Below are 24,682 nucleotides of genomic sequence, written 5' to 3' on the forward strand. Positions count from 1 at the left end.
GCGCCCGAGGAGCTCTCATCCGATGAACCAGCCGCCGCCACGCCCGAGGCCGGGACGAGCGCGCGCCCGTGCCGTCCACCGCGCCGCCGCCGGACTCGCCGCCTTGGTGCTCACGGCCCTGACCGCCGTGACGTCCGGGACGGCTCCCGCGGCCGCCACTGCCGATCCGACGCGGGCCGGGTCGTCGCCCAGCCGCAGCGAGATCTACTCCGAGCTCGGCCTGGACCGAGTGCCCGCCGACTACGTCGTCCTGGTGGACGTCTCCGGCTCGATGCTGAACAAGGGACGCTATTCGTCGGTCCGGTCCGCGCTGCTGCCGTTCCTGAAGGGCCTGTCACCACGGGACTACGTCGCCCTGTTCACCTTCGGGGACAAGGCCGAGGCGGTCTACCTGGGCCACCCGTCCGACCCGAAGGGCATCATCGGCAAGCTGCCCGACCGGGCCGGGCCCTCCGGTGTGCGGACCGACATCGGCGCCGCCCTGGACCGCGGCCTGGACGAGCTGGAGCGGCCCGACGCCGCCGAGATCGGCTCGGTGGTGATGTTCACGGACGGCAAGCACGAGCCGCCGAAGGGCTCCGCGTACCCCACGTCCGACGGGGCGGCGTGGAACGCGCTGCGGGGCCGGGCCGAGGAGCTGGCCGACGGACATGAACTGGCCGCCTACTCCATGCCGTTGGCGACCGACGAGTCCGGCACCGCGCAGCTGTCCGGCGTCATCCCGGACACCACCGAGCTGCGGCCGGATTCGGTACAGAACCTCGCCGAATATCTCGGGCGGGCCGCCGAGCGGGTCCGGGCGCGCAAGGCCGCGCGGCTGATCGCACCGGACGAGGGCAAGGGTGTCACCGCCACGCTGTCGCCCACCGGGGTACTCGACCTGGGCGACGGCGGTGCGGCGGCCACGCTGACCCTGACCGCCACGACCGAGCGGGTGCCGCTGACCGTGACCGGTCTCAGGGCGACCCTGGACGGGCAGCCGCTCACCGTCACCGGCCTGCCGGACCGGGTGTCCCTGGAACCGGGCGCGGCACGGCAGTTCGACGTCCAGGTACGGGGCGAGCCCGACGCCGGGCTGCTGCCGGTGCGGCGGACCTGGGAGGCCGAGGTCGGCCTGACCGTGCACGGCGAGGTCACGACACCCTGGGCGGCCACCCTGGACGACGTGAGGTTCGAGGTGCCGGAGGCGGTGGAGGGACCGGCCGGGGGCCTGCGGCTGCGGGCGGAGGTCGGCTCCGCACTGACCCTGCCCCTGCTGATCGGGGTTCCGCTGCTGGTCCTCCTCGCGGCCCTGCTGCTGTGGATGCGGTACAACCGGGCGGTCCTGAACGGCGTACTGGTCCTGTCCCCGGCGCCCGGCGACGGCCCGCAGGACCACATCGCCCTGCACGGACGGCAGATGGCGCTCGCACCACCGCGGATCGGCGGCGCGGGCCGCGTCCACGGCCGCCGGTTCCGGGCGGACGACGGCCGTCGCGGGATCGCGCTGCACCTCAGCTACAGCCCGGACGGCACCCCGGCACGGAGCGCGGACGCCGTGTGCCGGCCGGGCGAGGCGGTAGTGATCAACGGCATCCGCTTCGCCTACCTGGCGGACCGCGACGGGCCGCCCGCGGCCGCCGTACCGGAAGCCGGCGGAGCACCCGGCCCCATGCCGATCCCGCGGCCCGGTTCACTCCCGCACCACGGGGACGGCCCCTGGGGCGGCTCCCCGCCGCGACCGCCCGCGCAGCGCGAGAGGCCCGCGCCTTCGGAACGGGACCTGCCGTGACCGGCCCCGCCCTCAACGTCGCCGCCACCCGGGTCGGCACCCACGCCCTGGGCCCGGGGCGACGGTCGGTGGTGTGGGTGCAGGGCTGCCCCTTCCGCTGCGCGGGCTGCCTGGCCCCGGAGTGGATCCCGGACCGCGCCGCCCGCCACGTGGAGCCCGCCGAACTGGCCGACGAGTTGCTCGCCGATCCCGGCGTGACGGGCCTGACGCTCTCCGGCGGCGAGCCGATGGCCCAGGCCGACGGGCTCGCCGCGCTGGTCCGCGCGGCCCGCGGCCGTCGCGACCTCTCGGTGGTCTGCTTCACCGGCTACCGCCTGGAACGGCTGCGTGCCCGCCCGCCCGTACCGGGCGTCACCGAACTGCTCGGCCTCCTGGACGTGCTGATCGACGGCCGGTACGTCGCCGGCCTCGACGACGGCAAGGGGCTGCGGGGAAGCAGCAACCAGCGCGTCCACCACCTCACGCCCCGGCTCGCCGGATGCGGGTACGACTTCACGGGCGGTCCGCGTACCGCCGAGATAACCGTCGACGGGACCACCGCCCTGCTGGTCGGGGTCCCGCCTCCAGGGCTGCTCGCGGCCTTCGACTCCGCGGTGGAGGAGGCCCGTTCGCGGCTGCGCCTCCCCGGAACACCCGACGCGACGCCCGGCACCACCCGGGCGCGGACCACCGCCGACCGAACAGGTGAGGACGACTGACCTTGACTTCCTCCCCCTCTTGCAGGAGGGGATTCCTACGGCTCGCGCCGTAGGGGTTTCTGCTTCATCACCGACTGCCCGCCCGGAGTACTCCGTTGAGGTCTTACACCAGCTCCACAGACAGACGCCGTCAGCCCGACGGCCAGGATGTTCTTCGCCGCGTTCACGTCCCGGTCGTGGGTCGTCCCGCAGTCGCACGTCCACTCCCGGACGTTCAGCGGCATCTTGTCCCGCAAGCTGCCACAGACGGAGCACAGCTTGGAAGAGGGGAACCAGCGGTCGATCGCGATCACTTCGCGGCCGTACCACCGGGCCTTGTACTCCAGCATGCTCCGGAACTCGGACCAGGCCGCATCGCTGATGGCGCGGGCCAGGCTGCCGTTCTTCACCATGTTCCGGACGGCGAGGTCCTCGATCACGATCGTTTGGTTTTCACGAACGAGCCGAGTGGTGAGCTTGTGCAGGTGATCCCGGCGCCGGTCGGTGATCCGGGCGTAGATTCCGGCGACCTTCTGACGGGCCTTACGGCGGTTGGCGCCCTCGCCTTTTGCCTTGCGGGCAAGCTGCCGCTGGGCCTTGGCCAGACGGACGCGGTCACGCCGCTCGTGCCGGGGGTTGGCGACCTTCTCCCCGGTGGAGAGGGTCAGCAGGTGGTCGAGCCCGACGTCGACACCGACGGCCGCATCCGTGGCCGGGAGCGGCTGGACGGACGGGTCCTCGCACAGCAGGGACACGAACCAGCGTCCGGCGGCGTCCTGCGACACCGTCACCGTGGACGGCGACGCACCCTCCGGGAGCGGACGGGACCACACGATGTCCAGCGGCTCCGTCATCTTCGCCAGGGTCAGCCTGCCGTCTTCGAACCGGAACGCGCCGGTGGTGTACTCCGCCGACTTCCGCGACTTCTTGCGCGACTTGAAACGCGGGTACTTCGCCCGCTTGCCGAAGAAGTGGGTGAACGCCGCCTGGAGGTGCCTGAGGGCCTGCTGGAGCGGGACGGAGGAGACCTCGTTGAGGTACGCGAGTTCCTCGGTCTTCTTCCAGGCCGTCAGCATCGCCGACGTCTGGTTGTAGTTCACCCGCTCCTGCCGCGTCCACGCCTCGGTGCGCGCCGCAAGAGCCAGGTTGTAGACCTTCCGCACGCAGCCGAACGTGCGGGACAGCTCGGCTGCCTGCGCATCGGTCGGATGGAAGCGGTACTTGAACGCCCGCTTCACGTGGCTGGTCTTCACGGTTCACATACTGGCCCATCAGTTTGTGACGGGCTGCCGGTAGTCGGGGGTGAACGCCGGTCCGCCCTGACGGCGAACCGGCCTTCCCCGCCCTGCTCCGCAGGAGCTTCGTTTCCTCCCCAGGCTGAAGCCCGGGGTATCCATGAAGGAGAGCACCGATGAGCGGCAAGAAGCGCATCCTGGTGGACGAGACCGAGTGGTACCGGGCCCAGCGGGCGGCCCAGAACCTCAAGCAGGTCCGGCGCGACGTTCCCCGGCTCCTCGACGAGGTCCGGCGGCGGACCGAGGCCGACCAGGCCCGCACCCGGGCCCAGTTGGAGGAGCGCGCCCGCCGGACGGAAGAGGCGCTCTCCGGTCTGACGGCCCACACCCGGCGACTCGAGCGGGACACGGAGCGCAGGCTGCGCGAGCAGTCCGAGCGCCTGCACCAGGAGCTGCGCGGCACCGCGGAACGCCTCGAACGCGACACCCGTACCAGGCTCGCGGAGCAGCGCGCGGCCCTGGAAGGGCAGCTCGCCGCCGAACGCGAACAGCGCCGCCGCGACATCGCCGGCCTGACCGAACGCGTCGACGAGCTCGCCGGGAACCGCGAGCGTGCCGCGGCCGCCGTCCGGGAGTGGCTCGCCGACGGCGCCACGATGGCCGAGCTCATCGCCACTCTGCCGCACGAACGGCACGCTCCCGGCAGGCTCGACCGGCTCCGCCTGGACCTCGACACCGCCCGGCGGAACAGCGACGCCGGCCATCACGAGGCCGCGCTCCCCCTTGCGCAGCGCGCCTACCTGGACCTCAGCGAACTGCGCCTCGACATCGAGCATCGGGAGCTGGAGCGGCGGCTCGCCCAGGGCGCCGCCACCGACGCCCTGGTCATGGTCGAGACCCTGTGCACGCAGAACGAGGTCAGGCCGGTGACGGGCCCCGACGGCCGGCCGCTGCCGGGGGCCGAGCTCGATGTGGACCACTGGTCGGAGGGCGAACTCGAAGAGCTGCGGGGTCAGGTGGCCGAGCGGCTCTCCCGGGCGAGGGACGATGCGACGACCGTCGCCGAGCAGCGCGAACTGGCCGCCGAGGCGGCGGAGATGGAGCAGCGGCTCGGCGAGGTCGTGGACCGGGCGGGCATGCGGCTGCTCGCCTCACAGCTCCGCGTGAACCTCGCCGACTCGGTGGCCGGGACCCTCTCCCGGATCGGCGCCTACGAGCTGACGGACGGCGAGTACGAGGACGAGGACGAACGCCGCTCGTACCATGCCGTCCTCGAGCACGCGAACGGCAACAAGATCGTGGTACAGGTCCTGCCCGCGCCGGAGGGGGAGACGGGGCAGATCCTGCGGGTCCTCTCCTACGACTACGACACGGCCTCGGAACGTGAACTCCGGGACCGCGCCGAGGCGGTACGGCACGCGCTCGCGGACGACGGGCACCCGACCGGGGCCCTGGAGAGCGAACCCGGCGTCCCGGACCCGACGGCCGTCGATCTGGACCGGTTCCGGAAGCCGGAGGCCGCCCCGCTGCGCAAGCGCCCGGCCGACGGCGTCTCGTGACCGGTCGGCTCGGCTCCCGCTTCGCCGACCTGCGGCTGGGCGTCGGCGAGCCGTTCACCGTGGTGTACGGGCCCGGCGTGGACGACACCTTCGTCGGCGCCGACTACCGGGAGAGGAACCTGGACGCGGTGCTGTGGCACCTGCTGCGCGCCCAGTCCTGCGCGTATGTGGCCTACAGCTCCCAGCGCCGGCCCCTGTACTTCCTGGACCCGGAGTCCGAGGCGCGGTCCCGGCCGTCCGGCCGCGCCCCGGCCGACGCGCCGCCGCGCACACCGACGGAATCGGCGGGCTCCGCGGGGCCCGGGCTCATGCGCCATCCCCGGCTGCGCGGCCCCCTCGGCCGGGTGGTGGTCCGCCCGCCCGCACCGGAGCGGAACCCCGCGCCCGCCGGGTCGCGGAACACCTCCTCCGCCGCGGAGGGGACCGGCTCGCCCGCCGAGCCCGGGCCGCCGCGCGCCCTCTCCGACCCCTTCACCGTCATGACCCTGGCGGGATATCTGGCCGATCCGCCGCGCCGTACGGCCGTGGTGTTCACCGAGGCGGAGAGCACCCTGCGGCACACCGACGCCACCCGCCCCCTGAACACCTTCTTCAGCGACTGGGCCCGGCACGGCGACTACGACCACCCGGTCGTCCTGGTCTTCGCACGCCCGACGTTCGACGCCTGTGTGGAGTACGTCGAATCGCTGCACGGTTACCCCGGCCTGGCCGCCCGGCTGTGCCGGCAGGCCACGCCCTCCGTCCGCGTCGGCTTCCCGGACGAGGCCGAACTGCACCGCCTCGTCCAGCGCATGCGCCTGCGCGACGGCCTCCGCATCGGTGACTGGCGCGAACTGGACAGCGTCGTACGGGCGATGGCCGCCCAACCGCTCACCGTGAAGAACTGGCGCAGCAACCTGCTGTCCCTCGGCGACACCCCGCTCAGCGGCGGGGAGCTGACCGAGCGGGGCTGGCTGCCGCGCTCGGGCCGGGACACGCGCCCGGCCGAGAAGCAGCTGGAAGACCTGGTGGGCCTGGAACCGGTGAAGGAACACCTGAAACGGTTGCGCAGGCGGGTGGCGGCGGAAGCGCTGCTGCGCGGGCAGGGGTTCGGCGAGAACGCCGAACCGGCCTCCCCCCACCTGCTGTTCGCCGGTCCACCCGGTACCGGGAAGACCATGGTGGCCCGGCTCGTCGGCGAGATGTACCGGGAACTCGGCGTGCTGAGCCGCGGCCATACGGTGGAGACCCGGCTCGACGACCTGATCGCGGGGTACGTCGGACAGACCTCGTCCCGCGCCCACGCCGTGCTGGACGAAGCCGTGGACGGGGTGCTGTTCCTCGACGAGGTGCACGGCCTGAGCAGTGAGAACGGCAGCTTCGACCGGGACGCCCTGAAGGTCCTGCTCGCCAGGCTGGAGAACGACCGGGACCGGTTCGTGGTGATCGCGGCCGGGTACCCCGACAAGGTCGACGAGTTCCTCGCCTCCGACGACGGCCTCCACCGCCGGTTCGGCGAGCGCATCGTCTTTCCCGACTACCCGCCGGACGTGCTGCACCGCATCCTGTTGCGGTACCTGGCGGCACGCGGCCTGCGCTGGGACGAGACGCTGGCCGACCGGCTGCTGCAGGTCGTCACCGAACTGCACGCCACGCGCGGCCCCGACTTCGGCAACGCCGGCACCATGCGCAACCTCAGCGAGAAGATCTTCACCGAGTGGGCCGTCCGGGTCGGCGAGGACATCGGGCAGCCGCTCACCGTCGAAGACCTGCCGGAGGGCTACCGCGCCCTCCTGCCCCGGCCCGCGCCCGACGACGGCACCCTGCTGTCCGAGCTGGACGACATGGTGGGCCTCGCCCCGGTGCGCAAGACGCTCAGCGACCTCGCCAACCGCATCCGGCTCCGCCAGGCCCGCGGCAGGAGCCTGCCCGCGCCCCCGAACCTGCTGTTCACAGGGCCACCCGGCACCGGCAAGACGACCGTGGCGCGGGCCGTCGGCGAGATGTTCCGCAAGCTCGGAGTGCTGCGCAAGGGCCATGTGGTCGAGACCACGCGCGCCGACCTGGTCGCCGAGTACGTCGGCCAGACCGCGCCCAGGGTCCGCGAGGCCGTGCACGCGGCCCTCGACGGCGTGCTCTTCATCGACGAGGCGTACAGCTTGACGGCCGGCTCCGGCATCCAGGGCGCCGACTTCGGCAGGGAAGCCGTTGACACCCTGGTCAGGGAGATGGAGAACTGGAACGACCGGCTCACGGTGATCGCCGCGGGTTATCCGCGCGAAATGGACGCGTTCGTGCGCAGCAACAGCGGTCTAGCCTCCCGCTTCACGCTGAGCGTGGAGTTCCCGCCGTACAACGCCGAGGAACTGGTCGAGGTGCTGCGCCGGAGCGCCGCGGCCGACGGCTACCTCCTCACGCCGGAGGCCGCGGAACGGGCCGGGCAGTGGTTCGACAGCCGGCGGCGCGCCGATCCCACCGGGTTCGGCAGCGCCCGCGAGGTACGCGGCCTGCTCGCCGCCATGGAGTCCCGCCTCGCCGCCCGCCTCCTGGCGGGCCCCACCGCCACCGACCCCTCCACGTTCACCGCCGACGACGTCCCGCCCCCCTAGTCCAGCGCCTCCCGCAGCACCCGGTCGATCTCGCCGAGGCGTCGCTCCACGTCGGCGGCGGCGAGCCGCGCGCGCTCGAGTGCCGTACCGGTCTTGACGAGCCGGTCCCCGTGCGCGCCGCCGCTGCCGTCGCCGTCGGCGTGCCCCCACGCGGACAGCGCCTCCGCCAGCTCCCGATCCGCCCGCGCGTAGCGCTCCAACTGGGGAATCCGCTCCCCGAGCGCGGCGCGGACCGCCTCGAGGCGCCGGCTCCGCTCGTCCAGCTCGGAGGTGATCCGGGCCAGCTCCCGCTCCTCCACGGCGAGCCGCTCGCCGCTCTCCTCGGCCTGGCGCAGGGCCTCCCGGGTCCGCGGAGCGAGCGCGTCCAACTGGTCCTCGCTGAGCCGCACCAGTGCGCCGCAGTCCGCGGTCAGCGTCCGCTCGGCGGAAGTGTCCCGGGAGCGCAGCGCCTTCAGACGTTCGTCCACCACCTGGTGCTGTCCGCTCAACGCGTCCAGCGTGTCCACCAGCCGTTCGAGGCGGCGCAGTTCCGCGATGCGGTCCCGCAACTCCGCGTGGTCCGCGAGGCGTCGGCGCAGCTCGTCCTCGGCGTCGGCAAGCCGTTCCAGTGCCGTTCGATCGGCCCGCAGCCGTTCGTGGAGCGCGGTGAGCTCGGCAAGCCGCTTGTCCAGCTGCTCCGCCGGCCGCTCCCCGGGCCGGGCGGCCGCCACCAGGAGGGGGGCCTCGGCGGCCAGCGCCGGAACCTCCTCCAACGCGTCGTACAGGTCGAACACCCCCTCGAGCGCGGCGACACCGTCGTCGTCCCGTCTCTCCGCCAGCACCTCCGCGGCCCACCGGAGAGAGGCGCCGAGCGCCGCGAGGGCGTCGCCTCCCGCGAGCGCGTCGCGCAGTACCTGGCGGGCACGCCCCTGTGAGGACGTGTCGTCCGCAGCCGTCATCCCCGCCCCGCTTCCCTGTCCACACCGCTGCCTCAGGCAGCGTAGCGCCGAAGTTCCGGCCGGCAGGCGCGTTCACCTGTGGGGCGGGGCCGCCCGGATCTAGACTGCGCCATCAGTGAGCGGGCCTTGTCCCACGGATGAGGCCCGGAGGAAGGGAGGAGCCCGTGAGCGAGCCGGAAAGTGCCCCCGTGCCCGCAGCCCGCCCCCCGCGCCCCGCGGAACCCGTCCTGACCTCGTTGGTGTTGGCCCTGCTCGGCGATGTCGCCTCCTCCGAGCAGAAGTGGCACGAGGCGCGCCACTGGTACCGCCGCGCCCTGGCGGCCCCCGACGGGGGCCGGGCGCACGACCGCGCTCGCGCGGCCCTCGGGACCCTCTCCCCACAGCGCCCGGACGGCCGGTGAGCCGGGTGCCCCCGGGCGGGTCAGCTCGGTGCCGCGACCATCAGATGCGTCTCCAGGGGAAGGCCGTGGATGGATTCCACCGTGAAGCCGGCCTTGTCGAGGAGGGTGCGGTACTGCGTCTCGTCCCGCTCCCGGCCACCCCCGAGGACCACCAGCATGTGCATGTTGTAGCCCTGGGACAGTGAGGAGCCGGTGCCCCGGACCAGTACGCGTTCCAGGATCACCAGCTTGCCGCCGGGGGCCATCGCGCGACGGCAGTTGGTGAGGATCCGATGGCACGCCTCGTCGTCGAAGCAGTGCAGGATGCGGGAGAGGAGGTAGACGTCGCCGTCGGACGGGACCGACTCGAAGAAGTTCCCGGCGATCCGTTCGCACCGGTCCGCGTGGTCCGTGGCGATCGGGCGGTCCTTGCTCTCCTCGATCACGTGCGGGGCGTCGAACAGGACGGCGCGCGGGCCCGGGTTGGCGTTCAGGATCTCGTTGAGGAGTGCTCCGTGGCCGCCCGCGACGTCCACGATCCGCCGCGCCCCGGAGAAGTCGTAGGCGCCGCTGACCTCGGCGAAGAAGGGTGTCCCCGCCACCATGGCCCGCTCGTAGGTCAGCGAGACCTCGGGGTTCTTGTGCAGGTACGAGAACAGGTCGGAGCCGTAGACGTGTGCGAACGCCGAGCGCCCGGTGCGCAGCGAGTGGGAGAGCGCGCCCCAGGCCGGGTAGAAGTGCGAGCCGTAGATGCGCACGTGGTCGCGCATCGAGTCGCGGGTGTCGGTGCGCAGCAGCTCACCGACCTCGGTCAGCGCCCAGCCGCCGGCCTCGTCGCCCTCGACCACTCCCAGGCTCTCCAGGAACAGCAGGAGCCGCCCCAGCGCGTCGGCGTCGGTCCGGGTCTCGATGGACAGGTCGACGGTCGAGGCACGGTCCGCCGCCGCGATGGCGTCGACGGTGCCCGACTCGACGGCGAGGTAGACGGCCTGGGTCTTCCAGAACCCGGCCATGAGCTCGAACAGGTGACGCCCTGCCGTTTCCTTCATGGTCATGCCCCCATCGTGGTGTCCGACGCCGTGTGCGGCCCGCCGGGCGGCGGGTGCTCTTCCCGTATCAACCGGGCGAGTTCGGAACGCTGTACCTTCCGGGTCGAGGTGCGCGGCAGGTCGTCGAACCGGAGTTGGCGGAAGGCGCTCATCGGGGGCAGGTCGAAGGTCGCCCGCCGCCACCGCTTCTCGTCGAGGGGCGCCTCGCCCCGGGTGGCCACGACCGGGACCGGCTCGCCCTGCGGGCCCGCCACGATCACCACTTCCCGCAGTTCCTCGAGGCGGCCCATCAGGAGGTCCTCGACCGCGAGGTTGCTGTCCACGGCATCGATCCGGTCCACCTCGCGGTCGATCAGGTGCAGCAGGCCCCAGCGGCTGAGGTAGCCCATGTCACCGACCCGCCACCAGCCGTCGCGCAGTTCGCTCCGGAACCGTTCGTCCTCGCCCAGGTAGGTGAGGATCCGGGTGCGGCTGCGCACTTCGAGGTGGCCGGTCCGTCCGGTCCCGAGCCGCCGGCCCGAGTCGTCGACGACGCGCATGGAGATGAAGCCGGGCAGCGGCATCCCGACGCAGCGGCCGTCGGCCTTGTGGGCGGTGTGGCGGGTGTACCAGCGGCCGGCCATGGGACCGATCTCCGACTGCCCGTAGAACTGGACGAAGACCGGCCGCTTGTGCCGTGAGGCGGCGAGCATCCGCTGGATGGTGCGCGGGTGCATCGCGTCGAACGTGGCGCCGAAGACGCGGACGCTGGACAGGGGAGCGCCGGGCGCGTCGTCGAGTTCCTCCCAGTCGACGTACGTGTTGGGGTGGGTCTCGATGTATCCGGGGCGGGTGCGGACGAACAGCGGGCCGATGCGGTCCGGGTGCGGATCCACGGCGATCACCATCGGGTTGCCGTGGCTGAGGAACATGGCGATCCCCTGGTAGAAGCGGGAGTGCACGAACGTCATGCACAGCGCGGCCGTCTCCTTGCCCCGGATGGGCCAGGAGACCAGCCGCTGCGGCACGAGACGGTGCCAGCCGGCCTCGGGGCAGTGCACGGCCAGCTTCGGGACGCCGGTCGTACCGGAGCTGTGCGTGATCAGTGACGGCTGACGCGGGTGGAGGAACACCGGCTCGCGCCGGGGGGCGTCCGCGTACTCGGCGAGCGCGGTCGGCCCGATGGTCCGCCCGGAGGTTTCCGTGACGGGGCCCGAGGGTGCCGTACCGGCGGACAGCAGGATCTCGCGCACGTCGTCGGCCAGGGGCACGCCGCGCAGCTTGCCCGCCAGGGTGTCGCCGTCGGTGAGCAGCCACGGCTTCTCGAGCCGGACGAGCAGTTCGTGCGCCACCGCGCCGTCCAGGGCCGGTGACAGCAGCGCGGGTACGGCGCCGATGCGCGCGGTGGCGCAGGCGAGCAGCGCGATGTCGAAGTTGTCGGTCTTGTACAGCGCCACCCGTTCGGTGGGCCGGACTCCGGCCGCCCATAAGCGGGCCGCCAACTCATCTATGTAATCGGCCAGTTGCCCGACGGTGAAGTGCGTGCCCAGGTCGGGCGCCGACTGCAGCGGGCGGTCCAGCGTCACGTGTGTCGTGGCGTCGCGGCGCGCGGCGGCGTGGAAGAGGTCGCCGATGTAGAAGCCGTTCCCGCGGGTGACCCGGCTCAACAACGTGTGCAGCACTGGTTCTCCTCGTAGGTCAGGGGCGGGGGGTGAGACGTACGGCCGCGGGCTCCCGTCCGGCAGCCCGCTCGGGTCCCGGTGCCGTGGTCGCCGCCGCGGCGTCGTGGCCGTACAGCCAGTCGAGGTGCTCCAGGTCCTGCCGCGCGCGCATGTCACGGTCGCGCCGCTCCTGGTGGGGGCCGTCGGGGAGGTGGAACGTCCGTCCCAGGGCGCGGGCGCGCCGGTGGACCTCGGCGGTGCGGGGCAGGCGGAGCTCCTCGTAGCGGCGGACGGCCCCGGTCAGGTCGCCGGGGCGGGCGTCCTCGAGGCAGCGCGCGAGGACCACGGCGTCCTCCAGCGCCTGGTTCGCCCCTTGGGAGAGATAGGGGAGGGTGGGGTGTGCGGCGTCGCCGAGCAGCACCACCCGGTCGGTGGCGTACCGGTCGGCCATGTCGCGGTCGAACAGGTCCCACCGGGTGACCGAGGCGGCGGCGGTCACCACCCGCCGGACCTCCTCGTGCCAGCCGGCGAACGCCGCGTCGAGGTCCTCGACCGCGCCCGGGGCCGACGTGGAACCGGAGCGGGTGTCCGGGCTGACGCCGACGGCGCTGAAGTGGACCGTGTCGCCGCCCGCGATGGGGTAGTACGTGACGTGCCGTTCGGGGCCGAGCCAGAACACCACCCGCGGATCACGGGTGAAGGAGGGCACCACCTCGGCCGGGACGAGACCTCGGTGCACCGAGTAGCCCGAGAACCGCGGCGCGTCGTCGACGACCGCCGTGCGGACGACGGAGTGCACGCCGTCGGCCCCGATCACCAGGTCGGCGGTGGTCACGGAGCCGTCCGTGAGGTGGAGTTCGACCGTGTCGGGCCGTTCCACCAGGCGGGTGCAGCCCTTGCCGAGTTCGACGATGCCCTCGGGCAGGGCGGACACCAGACAGCGCTGCAGATCCGCGCGGTGGATCAAGTAGTACGGGGCGCCGAACCGTTCGTCGCACAGGGTGCCGTGCGGCACCCGGGCGATCGGGCTTCCGTCGTCCCACCGCCGGGTCTCGATGGCACCGGCTCGCACCCCGGTCCGGGCGAGGGCGTCCGCGAGCCCGAGCCGGTGCAGGACGCGCACCCCGTTGGGGGAGAGCTGGATGCCCGCGCCCACGGCCCCCAGCACCGGTGTCCGTTCGAAGAGCCGGACGTCCATGCCGTGACCGTGCAGGAGTGTGGCGGTGACCAGGCCGGCTACGCCACCTCCCACGATGGCTACCTGTGCCTTCGACGGGGCCATGCGCATCCTCTCGACCAGGGGGGAGGTTGGTCCGGGTGACGCCGTGAGGGCCGGTTCGCCGCCCGGACCGCAGGGTGCCGTCAGCGTCGCAAACACCTGTCGAGGCCGAGCAGTAGGAGTGCTCAATGCCATGGGCACGTGCGGGAAAAGAGGCAGGAGCCCACCCCGGGGGATTGGGTGGACTCCTGCCGGTCCGTTGTCCGGACGGTCCGTCCGGCCGTCCGGCGGCCCGCCGTGGCGGGCGGCTCACCGGGCCGCGGTCCGTCGCCGGCCCGCGGCGGAGCGCCTACACGCGCCGGTCCTCCTCGATCCGGCGCGGTGAGAGCCGGGCGATGGGGGCGAGCATGAGCAGGGTGACGGCGGCGAGGAGGCCGAAGCCGAGGCGGTAGTCACCGGTGGTGTCGCGCAGACCCCCCACGACGACCGGTCCGACGGCCGCACACGCGTACCCGACGAAGAACGCCATCGCGGCGAACCGCCCGGCCTGGGCGGCGTCCCGGCTCGCCGAGACGGGCAGGGTCAGCACCAGCGTGAACAGTCCGCCGTGTCCGATGCCCATGGCGAGGACCCAGAGCCAGGTGCCGGTGCCCGGGCTGAAGGCGAAGCCCAGGAATCCCACGGCGGTCAGCGCCGTCGTCACCGCCAGTCCGAAGCGCTTGTCGTCGCGCTCGCCGAGCAGGGCGGGAACGCCCAGCATCGCGACGACCTGGATGGAGATCATCACCGTCAGCACGAAGCCGGCCCGGGCCTCGCTCAGTCCGCCGTCGTCGTGCAGCAACGGCGCGATCCACGCCAACTCGCAGTAGTACAGGGCGGAGTTGCCGGCGGAGATCGCGGTGATCCGCCAGGCCAGGCCGGAGCGCCAGGGCAGACCGGTGGTGGCCGGGCCCTTGGGGCCGTCGATGTGGGCGAGGCGCAGTGGCCCCTTCGCCGCCGACCAGAACCCGATGCCGGCGACGGCGAGGAGAGCCCATGACGCCAGGGCCACGGGCCAGGAGTCGACCGCGTCGGCCAGGGGGGCGCTGACACCGGCGGCCACCGCGCCGCCCAGTCCGAGCCCCGCCGTGTAGATCCCGGTCACCAGGCCGGCACGGTCGGCGAAGCGGGTCTTCACGACGGCCGGCAGCAGCGTCTGGGTGATCGCGATGCCGGCGCCCACGACGGCGGCGCAGCACAGCTGGAGCCAGGTGGTCCCGCCCAGCCCCCGGGCCGCGGTGGCCACGGCGACGACGGCCAGGCCGATCAGCACACCTCGCTGCAGTCCCCACCGGCGGCCCACCGACGCGGCCAGCGGAGCACACAGGCCCATGGCCAGGGTCGGGATGGTCGTCAGCAGGGACACCGCGGTCGCCGACAGGTCGAGGTCCGCGCGGATGCGGTCCACCAGGGGGGAGACCGCGGCGATCGCGGGACGGAGGTTGGCCGCCGCCACGAACAGGGCCACGGCGGCGAACCCGAGGGCGGCGCGCTCCTGGCCGGAGGCCGCAGCGGCGTCTTCCGAGCGGTGACCCGGTGCCGCGACGGCGGGTGACGTGGAGGATAAACGATCTTCAGTCTCGCTCATGACCTGCACCTTCGTCTATCTCGGATATGTGCCGTCCTTGTTTATACCAGGATCTCGGACAGTCAACATCCGAGACTGCTAGTCTGGCGTCATGAAGCTGTCCAATGGAGTCGAGTGGGCCCTGCACTGCTGTGTCTCGCTCACTCAGAGCCAGGCCCCCGTGCCGGCCGGGCGGATCGCGAAGCTGCACGGCATCCCGCCGGCCTACCTCGCCAAACACCTGCAGTCGCTCTCCCAGAGCGGCATCCTGCGCTCCACGCCGGGACCGACCGGCGGGTACACGCTCACCCGGTCCCCGGACCGGATCACCGTCCTGGACGTCGTCCGGGCGATCGACGGCCCCGAACCGGCGTTCCGCTGCACGGAGATCCGCAGACAGGGACCGCTCGCCCTGGACCCCGAGAAGTGCCGCACGCCCTGTGCCGTGTCACGGGCCATGGCCGCCGCCGACTCCGCGTGGCGGGCGGCGCTCGAGGGCGTCACGATCGCCGACCTCGCCCGGGACATCGAGGCCGACAGTTCGGGATCGGCCATGGGGTCGGTGCGGCAGTGGCTGGCCGGGACCGGATAGCGGGCCCTCTCGTCCCGCCCGCGCCGCCCCCCCACACCGCATGTTCCCGGAGGTGCACCGAGTAATGAGCCCTGACGAGTGCCTCGTGCCCGTGTTCGGCTCCGAACTGTCCGCCGTGGAAGTAGTACCGATCGCCCGCCTGCTGCTGGCCGACTCCCCTCGCCGCGGGGGCGAGGACCACGAACACGTCCGTCTGCTCGCCGAATCGGAGGCGCCGCTGCCGCCGATCATCGTGCATCGTCCGTCCATGCGCGTCATCGACGGCATGCACCGACTGCTGGCCGCCCGGTGGCGCGGCAGGCACGAGATCCAGGTGCGGTTCTTCGACGGGCCGGCGGAGGACGCGTTCATCCTCGCGGTCGAGGCCAACGTCAGGCACGGGCTGCCGCTGTCCGCGGCCGAGCGCACCACAGCCGCGATCCGCATCCTCCGCACGCACCCGGAGTGGTCCGACCGCGCCATCGCCTCCATCACCGGTCTGTCGGCCAAGACGGTCGCCGCCCAACGCCTCAGGATCCAGGGTGACGCGGGTCGAACGGGCCGCATCGGCAAGGACGGCCGGGTCCGTCCGCTCAGCAGCGCCGAGGGCCGCAGGACCGCGGCCCGGCTCATCGCCGAGGATCCGTCCGCGTCACTGCGCAGCATCGCCAAGAGGGCGGGCATCGCACCGGGAACGGTCCGTGACGTGCGCGACAGACTGCGGCGCGGCGAGGACCCCGTGCCGTCCAGACCGCAGCCGACGCCGGCCACTCCCGCGGCCGTGCCCGCGTCGCGGCCCGCCCCGCCGCGCCTGGTCGTCCACCGGGACACGGCGCCCATGTCGGCCGAGGCCCGTGAGGCGATGTTCCGCAGCCTGTGCCGGGATCCGTCCCTGCGGATGACCGAGACCGGGCGTCTGCTGCTGCGGATGATGGAGCTCCACATGGCCGCGGACCACCGGCACATCGCCGCGGCGGTGCCGGCGCACTGCGCGGAGTCGATCTCCGCGATGGCCACGGCCTGCGCGGAGGTCTGGCAGGAGCTGGCCACCCTGGTCAAGGCGTCCGCGCCCGCCCCGTCGTTCCACCCGGCGCCTCCGTGGAGCGCCGCCCCCGCCGTGTAGGACCCGCCGGACGACCAGTGGCGGCTTGCGGCCCCGGGAACGACCGTTCCCGGGGCCGCAAGCCGCCATCGGTGCGCCGGTTCACCGATGCGGGTGCTCGGTGCTCCCGAGGGCGCCCCCGCGGGCGGAGCCCGCCTCAGACGACGAGGGCGTCCGAGTTCAGGATGGCCAGTTGGAGGTCCTGGAGCGGGGCCCCGGGTTCGATTCCGATCTCGTCCACGAGGCGCACCCGCAGACCGCGCAGGACCTCCAGGGCCTCGGCCCGACGGCCGCCGAGCGCGAGCGCCCGTACGTACTGGTGGTGCAGGGCTTCGTGGAGCGGGTGCTCCCGGGTGACGGCGGCGAGCTGGGTGATGGCCCGCTGGTGCAGCCCGGCCTTGATCTGGGCCTCGGCCCGTATCGCTATGGCGTCGAGTCTGGATTCCTCGAACAGCCTCCGCTTGGAGTCGAGTACGCGACCGGCCGGCGCGTCCGCCAGCGCGTCTCCCCGCCACAACTCCAGGGCGGTGTCCAGCAGTCCGATGCCCTCGATCGTCTTCCCCTCGCTCAGCGCCCTACGGCCGAGCGTCGTCAGCCGCTGGAACTCCAGCCAGTCGAGCTGGAGATGGTCGCCTTTCAGGCAGTAACCACCGGATCCGGTCACCAGTACCTCCTGGGAGATCCGGGCGGCGGAGTGCCCGATGACCCGGGCCAGCAGTTTCCGGCAGTTCAGGATGTACGTCTGCAGGGTGCGCAGACCCGTCACGGGCGGGTTCTCCTGCCACAGCTCCCGCACCAGGCCCTGGACCGGGACCACCTGGTCGGTGTGGACCAGCAACATGGCCAGGACCGTTCGTATCTTCGGTGCGACCGCGACGGCTTCGACCGCCCCCTCGACACCGATGTGCAGGGCACCCAGAACCCTGGCCTGCACACGGGGTTGAGAGCTCTCGACTCGGGGGGTCTCGCGTGCGGTGTGAAAATCGAGGCAGAGGTCGGGCGCGTAGTTCGTTTGGTGCATCTGTCCCCCATCACTCGAATCCGGTCACCTGTTGCCAGTAATTCGGCCACATGGATTGACTGAGCGATCCAAAGGTAACAGCCCCCCTCCGCTTGCCCGGATCGGTTTCGGCCGACCTGGCTGTAAACATGTGAAGGATTTACACCGGCCGCTTCTCGCCTGTGCAACCGAGGAAGTTCCTCGGTTGCACAGACAGCCGTGCGACCTGCGGTTCGAACGGTGCGAAGCGTCCGCATCGGAATCCCGAGCTGTAATTCAACGATTCCTTCGACTGTTTCTTGAACGCCCTCTGTGACGCTGCAAGCGCCCCGCCGAAACCAACCTCCGCCTGTTCCACACCAGCCGGCAGAAGGAGCACCCGATGGCGCGCGCACCATTAACCGGTAGAGCATTACGTCTGGCCAGGCTGTCCGGTCATGACGACGGACGACTTCTTCTCGTCCCCCTGGACCACTCGGTGTCCGACGGCCCCGTCGCCACGGCCGCGGGCTTCGGCGGTCTGATACGCGACATCGTGGACGGCGGAGCGGACGGCATCGTCGTGCACAAGGGCCGGGCCCGGCTGATCGCTCCCGAGATGTTCACCACCTGCTCGCTGGTCGTCCACCTCAGCGCCAGTACCGCGCTCGGCCCCGACAGCAACGCCAAGGTCCTGGTCGGGGACGTCGAGGAGGCGGTCCGGCTGGGAGCGGACGCGGTCAGCGTCCATGTGAACATCGGAGCCGACACCGAGTCCGCGCAACTCGCGGACCTGGGCGCGGTCGCGGCGGCGTGCGACCGGTGGAGCGTGCCCCTGCTCGCCATGGTCTACCCGCGCGGCCCGAGACTGACCGGACCCGCCTCCCCCGAGCAGGTGGCACACGTGGCCAACATCGCCGCCGACCTCGGCGCCGACGTGGTCAAGACGGTCTTCGCGGGACCGGCGGAACGCATGGCCGAGGCCGTCGCCGCCTCACCCGTGCCGATCCTGGTGGCGGGTGGCGCCGCCGACGGGCAGAGCCTGGCCGAATTCGCCCGCACCGCGCTGGCCGCCGGTTGCCGCGGCCTCGCCGTGGGGCGGCGCGTCTTCTCCTCCCGCACTCCGGGTCGCGTGGTCCGCGAACTCGCCGACATCGTGCACGGCCCGGCCGGAACCCCCGATTCCCTCCCTTCCCGACACATGGCAGGTGTGATGTGAAGCTCAGCTGGATCGACATCCGCAACGTCGGCTCCGCGAAGGACGCCATCCTCCAAGAAGCGATTCACGCGCGCGTCGACGGCATCCTCGCCGCGGCCCCCGAGGACCTGGAGCATCTGCCGCCGACCGTGAAGAAGATCCTGTTCCCCCAGGACCGGCCGCTGCCGGAGGACTTCGGTGCCGCGGACGTGGTCATCGTCGATCCGGCCAAGCACGGGGACCCCGCCGAGCTGGCCGGACGCCACCCGGACGTCGAGTTCGGGCGGTACGTGGAGATCAAGGACGCCGAGACCCTGGAGGACGCCTGCCGGTCCGGCCGCACGGACAAGTGGAGTCTGCTGTTCTTCCGCGATCCCACGAAGATCCCGCTGGAGATCGTGATCGCCGCGGCGGCCGGGGCGAAGGGCAGCCTGATCACGGTCGCGCAGGACGTCGAGGAAGCCGAGATCATCTTCGGTGTGCTGGAGCTGGGCTCGGACGGGGTGCTCATGGCCCCGGCCCGGGTGGGCGACGCCACGGCGCTGAGGCAGGCGGCCGAGGTCGACATACCCGATCTGACCCTCGTCGAGCTCGAGATCACGGCGACGGCCCACGTGGGCATGGGTGAGCGGGCCTGCGTGGACACCGCCACGTATTTCCGCGAGGACGAGGGCATCCTCGTCGGCTCGCACTCCAAGGGCATGATCCTCTGCGTCAGCGAAACCCATCCCCTGCCGTACATGCCCACCCGGCCGTTCCGCGTCAACGCCGGGGCGATCCACTCGTACACGCTCGCCAAGGACCGGCGCACCAGTTACCTGAGCGAGCTGAAGTCGGGCAGCAAGGTCACCGCGGTGGACATCCACGGCCGGACCCGGCTGGTGACCGTGGGCCGCGTCAAGATCGAGTCCCGTCCGCTGCTGTCCATCGACGCCGTCGGACCCGACGGACGCACCGCCAACCTGATCCTCCAGGACGACTGGCACGTCCGGGTCCTCGGGCCGGGAGGCTCGGTGCTCAACAGCACCGAACTCAAGCCCGGCGACAAGGTGCTCGGCTACCTGCCCGTGGAAGACCGCCACGTCGGCTACCCGATCGACGAGTTCTGCCTGGAGAAGTGAGTCCACCCGGCCGGGGCGCACCCCCCTCGCCCCGGCCGGGTCCGCCCCGGACCGCACGGAAGTCATAGGGAGAGTGCCTCATGCTCAGCACACACGCTTCCCGGTATCCGGCGGGCCCCCGGCCGGCGCGGCGGCGACGGACGGCGCTCGAACGGCGCGGTCTCGCCCTCCGATTCGTCATGATCATCGGGGACCCGCGGCTGGCCGAGGCCCGCCACGTCCTGTGCGACCGGGACACCGTGGTGGTGGACTTCCCCGAGTCGTCCGTCCGCATCGGCCTGTCCAGACTGCTGCCCGAGCCGGACGGAGGCATCGTGCTGGACTGCCGCGTCCACCTCCACGACGAGGACGGCACCCCGCGCGGGTCCACCTCCACCTCGTGGCAGCGGGTGCTCACCGGCCGGCCGGGCTCCCTGCACCAGAGGGAGGCGCTGCTGCGCGAGGTGGTGGCGGCCAGGAGCCGGGTCCCCGACCGGGCCGTCGCCCGTCCGGAACTGGCATCACTGCGCTACCTGGCGGCAGCGGTGTGAACGAAGCCCTGTGCGCCCGGGTCCACCGCGGTGGACCCGGGCGCACAGGGCACCACGGCTCGGACAGGCGCCCCTCCCGCCCGGGCGCCTCCTAGGAGCCGGTGCGGTCCTCGAAGCGCGCTACGCCGGGCACGGCCAGGCACAGGAGGCTCGACGCGGCGACCACGGCGCCTCCGGCGACGAGGGTGCCGGTCATGCCCAGCCAGGAGACCATGGGGCCGACGAGCGCGAACCCGACCGGCAGGAGCGCGTACGCGCCGAGTTGGTCCAGGGCGAAGACCTTGCCCAGCAGCGCGTCGGGGAAGGCGCGTTGCAACGCGGAGATCCAGTACACGAAGTAGAGCTCGACCACGAAGCCGCCCAGCGCGAAGCAGAGCATCACCGCGGGCAGCGGGAACGGCGCGGCCAGACTCAGCGGCACCAGCGCGTACCCGGTCAGCGCGAGCATCGACACGGCTCCCCGGGCCCTGGGCTGCCAGCGCCCCGCCAGCGCGATCGCCGGGAGAGCACCGGCACCCATGGCGGCCAGCACGACGCCGTACGCCACATCGCCGCCGAAGTCGCGCCGTGCCACGATCGGCAGGAGCGTGAGCGCGGTCGCCGAGCCGGCGAACAGGTGCAGGCACACCGTGCCCATGACGGCCATCACCCAGGGACGCCGGCGGATGGCCCGGAGCCCGGCGGCCACCTCACCGAGTACGGACGCACGGGCGGCCGCCGAGGGCCTGGAGTCCGACACCCGCAGGACACAGAACGCGGCCAGCGCGAACACGGCGCTGGTCACCAGCAGCGCGGGCCGCACCCCGATCAGGGTCACCGCGGTCACCCCGACCAGCGCACCGCCGACGGCGGCGCCCCGCTGCGCCGCGGAGACCAGGGCGTTGCCACGCTCCAGGAGGCCGTCGGGCAGCAGGTTCGGCAGCAGCGAGCGCGACGCCGGCCGGGAGAGGGCCTCGCCGGCGCCGACCACGGCGGTGATCAGGGGCAGGACGCCCAGGGGCAGCCAGGTGAGGAAGACCGCGGTGACGAGCAGGACGACCGAGCGGAAGCCGTCGGCTGCGATCAGGATGCGGGTGCGGCGCAACCGGTCCGCGATGACACCGCCGGCCAGCAGGCACACCACCAGGGCCACGCCCCGGCCGGCCAGCACCAGGCCGACCTGCGCCGCACCGCCTCCCTCGTGCAGGACGTACAGGCTGAGGGCCACCGGGAACACCTGGTCGCCGACGGCCCCGCTGGCCTGTCCCGCCCACAGCCGCAGGAACTGCGGGTGATCCCGTAACTTCCCGCCGCTCGCCGTGTCCTCGTCGACGCGGCCGGCCGCGGTGGTGTCTTCCGTCATGAGTCGTCCGGATCGCTTTCTCTTCCCGGTGCGCCCTCCGGCAGCACCGCCTCCTGCGCTGTGGTGGCGTGCCAGGGTGCGGCGGAGGGAGGCAGCAGCAGACCGATGTCGACCAGCGCCGCGGCCACCTTTCGCGCGTCGTCCTCACCCAGGGCCGCGGTGAGCCCTGCCATGTCCGCGACCTGATCACGGTGCAGCGCCGCCAGGAAGGGCGACACCGACGCGGGCAGCCGCACCCGGCGGTTCCCCACCGACAGCTGAACTCCATCCTTCACGGAAGCCGTGTGAAAGTACACGCCCGCCCGCAGCCGGTGAACACCCTGAGGCCGTACGCCCTCCGGCAGGGGCAGAAACGGCACGGGTTCCGGCGTCTGTTCCCGGAACGCCGCTTTCCGCAGCGCCCACAGCACGTCTTCCGGAGCGGCGTCGGCGGCCAGCGCCGCGAGCCGTTCACCGGCTTCCCTGAGCAGGTTCCGTGCGAGTCCGGGGTCGGCGACGAGCCCGTCGGTGTCGACGCCGACGCGCATCCAGTCGTCGTCGACCGCCTTGCGCACGAGTTCGCCGAGCAGATCGTGCCGGGTGATCGTCGAGACGGCGACGGTGAGATGGATGGACAGCGTGTCCCGCGCCATCGGCGAATGCATCGTCCCCCGCGGCAGGTACAGGCTGTCGCCGGCCCGCAGCACCAGATCCGCGAGCGGCCGGCTGGCCGCGCGCATCTCCTCCCGCCGCCGCGCCGGAACGTCGAACCAGGCGTGGGCCGGCAGGGGGTCGGGCAGCGGCGGCGTACGCAACAGCCACCGCTTGTCGCCCGCTATCTGCAGCACCAGCACGTCCTGGACGTCGAAGTGCAGGTCCACCCCTTGGGAGCCGGGCGGTGTGACGAACGCGTTGACCTTGACGGGGTGACCGATCTCGGCCGCCAGTTCGTGCGCGAAGCGCCGTATCGGAGGGTGGAAGCGGTGCAGGGAGCGCACGATCAGGGTCTGTCCCGAGGCGAGCGCGTGACGGATGCCGTCGGTGTCGGGGAACGGCGGGGTGCCGGGAGCGTCACCCGATTCGGCGATGCAGCCCCGGGTCACGTCGCCTTCCACGCCGTCACGCACCAGTCGTAGCGAAGAGGTGCGCAACCCGCCCGAGAGCAGCTCCTCCAGGACGTGGGGGGAGAACAGGTCGGTGAAGTCGTCCGGCAGATCGGCGGCTGGGGTGTGCACATGTCGGTGACCGAACACCGACGCGCGGAACTCGTCCGGCGGCAGTGCGACACAGCGCTTCAGACTCATGACCCACTCCTGCGGCAGACGGCCCGGTGCGGGAGGCGAACCACGGTGAACCGCCGGGTCATCGCACCGCTCCCGGGCTCGGGAAGGCGAAGTCGGCCGGGAGCAGCGAGGCGGGCGCCTCCGGAACCCCCGCGGCCAACAGATAGACGGCGAACTCGTCGTCGGGGTCGACACCCAGGAACCGCTCCACCTGGCTGTCGGCGAAGGCGACGGTCTGGAAGGGGCCGAGGCCCAGAGCCGTGGCGGCCAGCGCGAAGGTCTGGGCGTAGTGCCCGGCGTCGTACATCCACAGGCGATAGGCGCGCGGGTGACGGTACTTCCAGGCCAGGCGGTTGGCGACGGCCGTGGTGAGAATGGTGAACGCGCCTTGGTAGGAGGCTTCCTGATGGTACGTCAGGTCAGCCAGTCGCGCCCGGTCGGCCCGGGCGTCCAGAAGTTCCAGCGCGTGGCGCACCACCGAGTAGTGGTACAGGCCGGGCGGAACGCCGGTGACGTTGTGGACGACGACGTACGCCTCGACCTCGTGGCGGCCGCCGGCCGAAGCGCTCACCCGGCACTGCTGCACCCCGAAGTCCCCGCCGTCGATGAACCGGTGCGGCGCGAAGCTGTGGAAGAGCAGTGTTCCGAGCTGGTCGAGGGAGACGGGGACGTCCGCGAACCGGCGATGGGTGCGCCGCCCGGCGAAGACGTCGTCCACCGGCGCGGTCAGGGGCAGGGGCCTGCGCGGCAACAGCACGACGGGGCTGTCCGCGTACTCCTTGAACGCCGCAGGGGCGTCGCCCCCGGCGAGGATCGCCTCCGCCTCGTCGGCCCGCCGGGGTGAGTCGACGAGATAGTCGACGTCCCGCGCCTCGACGTGGAAGCGCTGCGCCAGGCCGCCCCAGCGCTGCCACAGGGCCGGAACCCGGTGGTTGTCGTCCACGGCGGCGAGCACCCCGAGCCGGAGCAGACCGGTCACCGCCTGGCGCACCTGGGCCTCGTGCTGTGAGCCGAACGCGCCCGCCAGCTCGTCCAGGTCGATTCCGTCCCCGGCCCGGTCCAGCACCTTGCGCAGATCGTCCGAGAGCCTGATCCACTGCGCCCGCCCCGGGACGCCGACCTCCAGTCCCTCGGGAAGCCATCGCAGAACCAGGTGTTCGGGACGGCGGACCTTCATTCACGTCTCCCTCTCGGCGACTGCGCTCCAGATGTGGTCCGGCTGTGATGCCTGGGCATCACAGCCGGACTTACCGTTCGTCCGCGCGGGACGATCAGGTGGACGGGTGGTGCAGCAGCACCTGGCCGTCCTCGACGATCTCGATGTCGAGCTCCATTTCTGTCACCTCCTGTTGCTTGGTCGGCGGTTTTCCGACGCGTCGGCGGAGAGAAAAGAGAGCCCATTGTCAGCCTGGGTCGCTATTCGTTCTGCCGACGTGTTCGACATTAGGCCCGGCGTTTCGACTCCGGCAAGACGCTCCACGATTCATGGCCAAAAATGCGGCTACGGCGCGCCGGCCTCGAAGGGAAACTCCAGGTGGGGGCCTATGTGGTCGAAGCGACTCCTCCGTTCGTCGCTTCCTGATCCGGCCTTCAGGGGATCGCGAAACAAGTCTTGAGCGGTTCTCGACAGGGTGCCACTAGAATCCCCCGTCCGGAAATTGAAAGGGCTCCCTTTTTCGGGAATCCATCATTTCCGGCGGGCGTGAGAATTCTCGTCGAGAGCGAGTGCGCGGTGTATCGGGTTTCCCATGGCGATCCGTTTCCGCCGGCCGGTCGGCCGCCCTGCCCGGCCGCCCTGCCCGGCCTGCTCGGGGGCGGCCGCCTCGACGATCCGTCGGTCGCCGACGTCCGCGGTGTTCCGCGCGGGCGGCGGCGTCCGCGGGCCGTCGCCCGCACTCGGGACCGCGCCGCACGC

The 24,682-nt window shown here is 72.2% G+C and carries 20 protein-coding genes; 10 read left to right on the forward strand and 10 right to left on the reverse strand.

The window, feature by feature from the left end; genetic code table 11:
* Positions 1 to 22 precede the first annotated feature (22 nt).
* Together KUM38_RS10620 and KUM38_RS10625 are read left to right on the forward strand one after the other, a co-directional pair.
* Positions 23 to 1,771, forward strand: a complete 1,749-nt coding sequence (locus KUM38_RS10620; RefSeq protein WP_217129061.1) for a vWA domain-containing protein — start codon at positions 23 to 25, stop codon at positions 1,769 to 1,771.
* Entirely contained in the window at positions 1,768 to 2,469 is a 702-nt protein-coding gene (locus KUM38_RS10625; RefSeq protein WP_217129062.1) for a 4Fe-4S single cluster domain-containing protein, read from the forward strand. Before KUM38_RS10620 ends, KUM38_RS10625 begins: the two co-directional genes overlap by 4 nt.
* A gap of 35 nt (positions 2,470 to 2,504) precedes the next feature.
* On the opposite strand, the gene KUM38_RS10630 is transcribed toward KUM38_RS10625, so the two are convergent.
* On the reverse strand, positions 2,505 to 3,701 hold the full coding sequence (locus tag KUM38_RS10630; protein WP_217129063.1) for an RNA-guided endonuclease TnpB family protein: 1,197 nt from the start codon (positions 3,699 to 3,701) through the stop codon (positions 2,505 to 2,507).
* Positions 3,702 to 3,859: 158 nt separating this feature from the next.
* Between KUM38_RS10630 and KUM38_RS10635 the strand changes: the two genes are divergently transcribed.
* The gene (locus KUM38_RS10635) at positions 3,860 to 5,242 is read left to right on the forward strand and encodes a hypothetical protein (RefSeq protein ID WP_217129064.1); all 1,383 of its coding nucleotides are present in this window, start codon (positions 3,860 to 3,862) and stop codon (positions 5,240 to 5,242) included.
* Positions 5,239 to 7,830 carry an AAA family ATPase gene (locus KUM38_RS41715; RefSeq protein ID WP_217129065.1) on the forward strand — a complete coding sequence of 864 codons (2,592 nt, stop codon included), beginning with the start codon at positions 5,239 to 5,241 and terminating at the stop codon, positions 7,828 to 7,830. Before KUM38_RS10635 ends, KUM38_RS41715 begins: the two co-directional genes overlap by 4 nt.
* On the opposite strand, the gene KUM38_RS10645 is transcribed toward KUM38_RS41715, so the two are convergent.
* Complete coding sequence (locus tag KUM38_RS10645) at positions 7,827 to 8,768, reverse strand: hypothetical protein (protein ID WP_217129066.1); 942 nt, start codon at positions 8,766 to 8,768, stop codon at positions 7,827 to 7,829. The genes KUM38_RS41715 and KUM38_RS10645 overlap by 4 nt on opposite strands.
* A 164-nt stretch (positions 8,769 to 8,932) precedes the next feature.
* Between KUM38_RS10645 and KUM38_RS10650 the strand changes: the two genes are divergently transcribed.
* Positions 8,933 to 9,169 (forward strand): hypothetical protein, encoded by a 237-nt coding sequence (locus KUM38_RS10650; RefSeq protein ID WP_217129067.1) that lies wholly within the window; start codon positions 8,933 to 8,935, stop codon positions 9,167 to 9,169.
* Between the two features lie 20 nt (positions 9,170 to 9,189).
* On the opposite strand, the gene KUM38_RS10655 is transcribed toward KUM38_RS10650, so the two are convergent.
* The 4 genes from KUM38_RS10655 to KUM38_RS10670 form a co-directional block, all read right to left on the reverse strand.
* Positions 9,190 to 10,203: a methyltransferase gene (locus tag KUM38_RS10655; RefSeq protein WP_217129068.1), complete on the reverse strand. Its 1,014-nt coding sequence runs from the start codon at positions 10,201 to 10,203 to the stop codon at positions 9,190 to 9,192.
* Entirely contained in the window at positions 10,200 to 11,858 is a 1,659-nt protein-coding gene (locus KUM38_RS10660) for an AMP-binding protein (RefSeq protein WP_308408938.1), read from the reverse strand. The genes KUM38_RS10655 and KUM38_RS10660 overlap by 4 nt, the downstream gene beginning before the upstream one ends.
* Positions 11,859 to 11,874: 16 nt before the next feature.
* A complete protein-coding gene (locus KUM38_RS10665; protein WP_308408939.1) occupies positions 11,875 to 13,125 on the reverse strand; it encodes an FAD-dependent monooxygenase in 1,251 nt (416 codons plus the stop codon).
* Positions 13,126 to 13,405: 280 nt separating this feature from the next.
* Positions 13,406 to 14,683: a CynX/NimT family MFS transporter gene (locus KUM38_RS10670; protein ID WP_217129070.1), complete on the reverse strand. Its 1,278-nt coding sequence runs from the start codon at positions 14,681 to 14,683 to the stop codon at positions 13,406 to 13,408.
* A 91-nt stretch (positions 14,684 to 14,774) separates the two neighbouring features.
* Here KUM38_RS10670 and KUM38_RS10675 point away from each other — a divergent pair, with 91 nt between their 5' ends.
* Together KUM38_RS10675 and KUM38_RS10680 are read left to right on the forward strand one after the other, a co-directional pair.
* Complete coding sequence (locus KUM38_RS10675) at positions 14,775 to 15,254, forward strand: Rrf2 family transcriptional regulator (RefSeq protein WP_217129071.1); 480 nt, start codon at positions 14,775 to 14,777, stop codon at positions 15,252 to 15,254.
* A 64-nt stretch (positions 15,255 to 15,318) separates the two neighbouring features.
* The gene (locus KUM38_RS10680; protein ID WP_254396978.1) at positions 15,319 to 16,356 is read left to right on the forward strand and encodes a ParB/RepB/Spo0J family partition protein; all 1,038 of its coding nucleotides are present in this window, start codon (positions 15,319 to 15,321) and stop codon (positions 16,354 to 16,356) included.
* A gap of 136 nt (positions 16,357 to 16,492) precedes the next feature.
* On the opposite strand, the gene KUM38_RS10685 is transcribed toward KUM38_RS10680, so the two are convergent.
* Positions 16,493 to 17,269, reverse strand: a complete 777-nt coding sequence (locus KUM38_RS10685; protein ID WP_308408940.1) for an AfsR/SARP family transcriptional regulator — start codon at positions 17,267 to 17,269, stop codon at positions 16,493 to 16,495.
* 448 nt (positions 17,270 to 17,717) lie between these two features.
* On the opposite strand from KUM38_RS10685, the gene KUM38_RS10690 reads away from it, so the two are divergent.
* From KUM38_RS10690 to KUM38_RS10700, 3 genes are all read left to right on the forward strand, one after another.
* Positions 17,718 to 18,533, forward strand: coding sequence for a 2-amino-3,7-dideoxy-D-threo-hept-6-ulosonate synthase (locus KUM38_RS10690; RefSeq protein ID WP_217129074.1), 816 nt, complete (start codon positions 17,718 to 17,720; stop codon positions 18,531 to 18,533).
* Entirely contained in the window at positions 18,530 to 19,633 is a 1,104-nt protein-coding gene (locus tag KUM38_RS10695; protein WP_217129075.1) for a 3-dehydroquinate synthase II family protein, read from the forward strand. Before KUM38_RS10690 ends, KUM38_RS10695 begins: the two co-directional genes overlap by 4 nt.
* 80 nt (positions 19,634 to 19,713) lie before the next feature.
* Positions 19,714 to 20,163: a hypothetical protein gene (locus KUM38_RS10700; protein WP_217129076.1), complete on the forward strand. Its 450-nt coding sequence runs from the start codon at positions 19,714 to 19,716 to the stop codon at positions 20,161 to 20,163.
* 91 nt (positions 20,164 to 20,254) lie between these two features.
* Here KUM38_RS10700 and KUM38_RS10705 read toward each other — a convergent pair whose 3' ends face one another.
* Genes KUM38_RS10705 through KUM38_RS10715 form a run of 3 tightly spaced genes read right to left on the reverse strand, consistent with a single transcriptional unit; the run spans position 20,255 to position 23,944 of the window.
* Entirely contained in the window at positions 20,255 to 21,505 is a 1,251-nt protein-coding gene (locus KUM38_RS10705) for an MFS transporter (protein ID WP_217129077.1), read from the reverse strand.
* A complete protein-coding gene (locus KUM38_RS10710; RefSeq protein WP_217129078.1) occupies positions 21,502 to 22,788 on the reverse strand; it encodes a cupin domain-containing protein in 1,287 nt (428 codons plus the stop codon). Before KUM38_RS10710 ends, KUM38_RS10705 begins: the two co-directional genes overlap by 4 nt.
* A gap of 58 nt (positions 22,789 to 22,846) precedes the next feature.
* Positions 22,847 to 23,944, reverse strand: coding sequence for a SagB/ThcOx family dehydrogenase (locus KUM38_RS10715; RefSeq protein ID WP_217129079.1), 1,098 nt, complete (start codon positions 23,942 to 23,944; stop codon positions 22,847 to 22,849).
* Positions 23,945 to 24,682 lie beyond the last annotated feature (738 nt).

The organism is Streptomyces sp. AC558_RSS880, assembly GCF_019049255.1.
In the GTDB taxonomy this organism is placed as follows: domain Bacteria; phylum Actinomycetota; class Actinomycetes; order Streptomycetales; family Streptomycetaceae; genus Streptomyces.